Annotated in this window: 3 protein-coding genes; 2 read left to right on the forward strand and 1 reads right to left on the reverse strand. The window is 75.8% G+C overall.

Annotated elements, in window-relative coordinates:
* Window positions 1-176: 176 nt before the first annotated feature.
* Window positions 177-2,732: a DEAD/DEAH box helicase gene (locus RYN42_RS19895; RefSeq protein ID WP_315099284.1), complete on the reverse strand. Its 2,556-nt coding sequence runs from the start codon at window positions 2,730-2,732 to the stop codon at window positions 177-179.
* A gap of 103 nt (window positions 2,733-2,835) precedes the next feature.
* Here RYN42_RS19895 and RYN42_RS19900 point away from each other — a divergent pair, with 103 nt between their 5' ends.
* Both RYN42_RS19900 and RYN42_RS19905 read left to right on the forward strand, forming a co-directional pair.
* The gene (locus RYN42_RS19900; RefSeq protein WP_315099278.1) at window positions 2,836-3,597 is read left to right on the forward strand and encodes a 5-oxoprolinase subunit PxpA; all 762 of its coding nucleotides are present in this window, start codon (window positions 2,836-2,838) and stop codon (window positions 3,595-3,597) included.
* Window positions 3,598-3,709: 112 nt separating this feature from the next.
* Window positions 3,710-4,246 carry a sigma-70 family RNA polymerase sigma factor gene (locus RYN42_RS19905; protein WP_315099281.1) on the forward strand — a complete coding sequence of 179 codons (537 nt, stop codon included), beginning with the start codon at window positions 3,710-3,712 and terminating at the stop codon, window positions 4,244-4,246.
* Window positions 4,247-4,368 lie beyond the last annotated feature (122 nt).

A 4,368-nucleotide genomic window follows, 5' to 3' on the forward strand; every position in this document is an offset into this window, starting at 1 on the left:
GGCGACCCCTGTGCCACGGTCGGCGAGGTGGTGCGGCGCAACGGTGGACGGCTCGGGTCGTGCGCGGACGAGGGTGCGGGCGTGGTGGTCGTGCGGGTCGACGTGGCCAGCGCGAGCGGGACCGCGACCGCGTGGGCCCGGGCGGGACCCGCGTCGGGCCGGCGGTGAGCGAGCGCTCAGGGGGTCGGGGCGTGCGAGAGCACCACGTCGAGCAGCCGGACGGCGGCGGCCTTGTCCAGCGGGTTGTTGGCGTTGCCGCACTTGGGCGACTGGACGCAGGCGGGGCAGCCGGTCAGGCAGCGGCAGGCGGCGATCGCGTCGCGGGTGGCGCGCAGCCAGGTGGCGCCGAGCGTGAAGCCGCGCTCAGCGAAGCCGGCACCGCCGGGGTAGGCGTCGTGCACGAAGACGGTGGCCTGCTCGGTGTCCACATGGAGCGCGGTCGACAGCCCGCCGAGATCCCAGCGGTCGCACGTGGCCAGGAGGGGGAGCAGCCCGATGGACGCGTGCTCGGCGGCGTGCAGGGCGCCGGGGGTCGCCTCCACCGTGACACCGGCCGCCAGCAGCACCTCCGCCGGGGCGGTCCACCAGACGGCCGTCGTGCGCAGCATCCGGGCGGGCAGGTCCAGCTCCTCGGTGCCGAGCACCTGGAGGTCCGGGATGCGCTTGCGCTGGTAGCCGAGCACCTGGGTGGTCACGTCGACGGACCCGAACCCCCATGTGACCGGGCCCCACGGCACCTCGCGGTCGACGGACTGGATCTCGGTGGTGGTGACCCAGCGCGCCCAGGTGCCGTAGTCGACGTCGCGGCGGGTCACCAGGGCGATGCCGTCCTCCAGCCGAAGCTCGTCGACGACGAACGTCGCGCCCTGGTGCACGTACACGGCGCCGTCGTGGACGGTCGAGTCGGCGGAGGCGGCGTCGACGGTGCCGAGCAGGCGTCCGGTGACGGACTCGACCACGCGGACCGGGTCGCCGCCCGACCCGCGCAGGTCGGTGAGCCGGCTGGCCGGCTCGTTGTGCGTCCAGTACCACCCGGACGGCCGGCGGCGCAGCGTCCCGCGCTCGACGAGCTCGCCCAGCAGGTCGGCGGTGCGCGGCCCGAACAGGTCCAGCTCCTCGGTGCGCAACGGCAGCTCGGCCGCGGCGGCGCACAGGTGCGGGGCCAGCACGTAGGGGTTGGTGGTGTCGAACACGGTCGCCTCGACGGGCGCGTCGAAGATCGCCTCGGCGTGGTGCACCAGGAACGTGTCCAGCGGGTCCTCGCGGGCCACCAGGACGACCAGCCCGTCCGTGCCTGCCCGCCCTGCGCGGCCCGCCTGCTGCCACAGGGACACGCGGGTGCCGGGCCACCCCGCGATGAGGACGGCGTCGAGCCCCGAGATGTCGACGCCCAGCTCGAGCGCGTTCGTCGTCGCGAGCGCCCGCAGCGCCCCGGACCGGATGGCGGCCTCCAGGGCGCGGCGCTCCTCGGGCAGGTACCCGCCGCGGTAGGCGGAGACCGACGCCGCCAACGTGGGGTCGATCTCCAGCAGGTGGGCTCGGGTGGTGGCCGCGACGGACTCGGCGCCGCGGCGCGACCGCGTGAACGCGAGCGAGCGCGCGCCCGCCGCGGTGAGGTCGGCCAGGAGGTCGGCGATCTCCGCGGTGGCGGTGCGCCGTGGCCGGTCGGAGGCACCGGCGACCACCCGCTCGCCCGTCCCGAGGGGACCGGAGCCCTCCAGCGGCAGCCCGGCGAGCAGGTCGGCCAGCACCACGGGGTCCTCCGCGCCGGGGAAGGCGGGCGCCTCGCTGACGGTGACCGGCACCGACCCCCACACGTCGTCCGGGGCCGGTCGGCTCAGGTCGTCCGGTCCGCGTGTGACGTGCCGGGGGAGTGCCAGCGGGGTGGCCCACGGGTCGTCCTCGGGCAGCAGCGCCGACCAGGGCGCCTCGGACCCGGGCAGCTCGGGCGGCTGCCACAGGACGAACGTCTTGCGGCCGGCGGGGGAGGCGTCGTCGGTCACCGCGGTGACCTCGGCCGGGTCGACGCCGATGAGGCGGGCGGCACTCGCGGCCGGGTCGGAGGTGGTCGCGGACGCCAGCAGGAAGGTCGGGGTCGCACCGTAGGAGGCGGCGAGCCGGCGCAGCCGCCGCAGGACCAGCCCGACGTGCGCGCCGAACACGCCGCGGAACGCGTGGCACTCGTCCACCACCACGTAGCGCAGGGACCCGAGCAGCCGCGCCCACCGCCGGTGCTGAGGCAGGAGCGCGAAGTGCAGGAAGTCGGGGTTGGTGAGCACCACGTCCGCGTGCTCCTGCACCCAGCGGCGTTCGTCCAGCGACGTGTCGCCGTCGCACGTGGCCACGCGGACGTCCCGGGTGCGGCTCGCGGTCAGCAGGCGGTCGAGGGCCGCGAGCTGGTCGGCAGCCAGGGCCTTGGTCGGGCAGAGGTACAGGGTGGTCGCGCGCCGGGTCACCGACTCGATCCGGCCCGGGTCGAGCAGGGAGCCTGCCGCGGCGGCCCGGGCGGTCGACAGGGCCGGCAGCCAGAAGGCCAGCGACTTGCCCGAGCCGGTGGAGGTGGCCAGCACGGTGTGCCGACCGGACCAGGCGGCGTCGGCGGCGTCGGCCTGGTGGAGCCAGGGACGGTCCACCCCGAGCGACCGGTACCCGTGCACCAGGTCGGGGTCGGCCCAGGTCGGCCAGTCCGACTGCACACCCGGGCGCGAGGGCAGGTGCCGGACGTGGGTCATCCGGTCGGTGCGGCGTCCGGCGGCGAGCAGCACGTCGAGCAGCTCACCGGGTTCCACCACCCGCCCATCCTCGCACCGGGCGGTCGTCGGGCAGGATCGGGGGATGGCGGCGCGGATCGACCTCAACTGCGACCTCGGCGAGGAGCTGGACCCCTGGCTCGACGGCGTCGACGGTCTGGACACGCTCCTGCTCGACGTCGTGACCAGCGCCAACGTGGCGTGCGGGTTCCACGCGGGCGACGAGCGCGTCATGGCGGCGGTCTGCCGGGCGGCCGCGCGGCGCGGGGTCTCCGTCGGAGCACACGTGTCCTACCTCGACCGCGAGCACTTCGGCCGGCGCTTCCTCGACGTGCCGGTCGACGTGCTCCAGGTGCAGGTCTCTCAGCAGATCGAGCTGCTGCAGGCGATCGCGCTGCGCGAAGGCACACGTGTGGCGTACGTGAAGCCGCACGGCGCGCTCTACAACACGGTCGTCCACCACGAGGCCCACGCGCGGGCGGTCGTCGCGGCGATCGCCGGCCTGCCGGTCCTCGGGCTGCCGGGCTCGGCCGTCCTGGCGGAGGCGGACCGGCACGGGCTCCGGGCGGTCATCGAGGCCTTCGCCGACCGGGGCTACCGGTCGGACGGGACGCTGGTCCCGCGGTCCCAGCCCGGGGCCGTGATCACCGACGCGGCCGAGGTGGCGAGTCGCGTCGTGCGGCTCGTGCAGGAGGGCGTGGTCCGCGCGATCGACGGGACGGACGTGGTCGTGCCCGCGGAGTCGGTGTGCGTGCACTCCGACACCGCCGGCGCCGCGCGCCTGGCCCGGTCGGTGCGGGCGGCGCTGGCGGCCGACGGGGTGAGCGTCCTGCCGTTCGCCGCCTGAGGACGACGCTCCGCGATCATGGTCCCGGCGCGCCCCAACGAAACGGGGCGCCCGTCCGTCATGGTCGATGTCGGGCCGAGCGGCCGACGCGCCGAGCGAGAGCAGGACCGGGGTGGACTGGCAGGACGTGCTCGACACGCTCGTCCGTGACCGCGGACCGGCACTGCTGCGGTACGGGTACCTGCTGACCGGGGACGCGGCCGACGCGCAGGAGCTCGTGCAGGACGCGCTGGTGTCGGTGCTGGCCCGCAAGGCCCGGCTGCGCGAGCCCGCGGCCGTCGAGGGCTACGTCCGCCAGACCATGCTCTCCACCTACATCGACGGGTACCGACGCCGGCGCCGCTGGCTCGGGCTCCGGCACCTGCTCGCTTCGCCGGATATCGCCGACGCTCCGCAGGGTGGCGTCGACACACGGCGCGACGTCATCGCCGCGCTGGCCGGCCTCGCCCCGCGGGTCCGCGCGTGCGTTGTCCTGCGCTACTTCGAGGACCTGCCGGTGGCGGACATCGCAAACCGGCTGCAGATCTCCGACGGCGCCGTGAAGCGGTACCTCAGCGACGGGGTGCACGCGCTGGAGCGCGTGCTCGGTCCCGTCCAGGCCGCCGCACCGACCGAGTCCCACCTCGTGACCACCAGGAGCACCCGATGAGCCTCGACCTGTCCGCCGCGCTGCGCGACGCCGCCGACCACGCCCCCGTCGGCACCCTGGAACCGGCGGCGCTCGGCTCCCGGATCCGCCGACGCCGGGCCGCGCGCGCCGCGGCACGGACC

The organism is uncultured Cellulomonas sp., from assembly GCF_963527515.1.
In the GTDB taxonomy this organism is placed as follows: Bacteria; Actinomycetota; Actinomycetes; order Actinomycetales; family Cellulomonadaceae; genus Cellulomonas.

What these genes read in the sequence shown, in the direction of transcription:
- RYN42_RS19895 (WP_315099284.1), bottom strand. Translation starts at nt 2,732, where the DNA reads ATGACCCACGTCCGGCACCTGCCCTCGCGCCCGGGTGTGCAGTCGGAC.
- RYN42_RS19900 (WP_315099278.1), top strand. Translation starts at nt 2,836, where the DNA reads ATGGCGGCGCGGATCGACCTCAACTGCGACCTCGGCGAGGAGCTGGAC.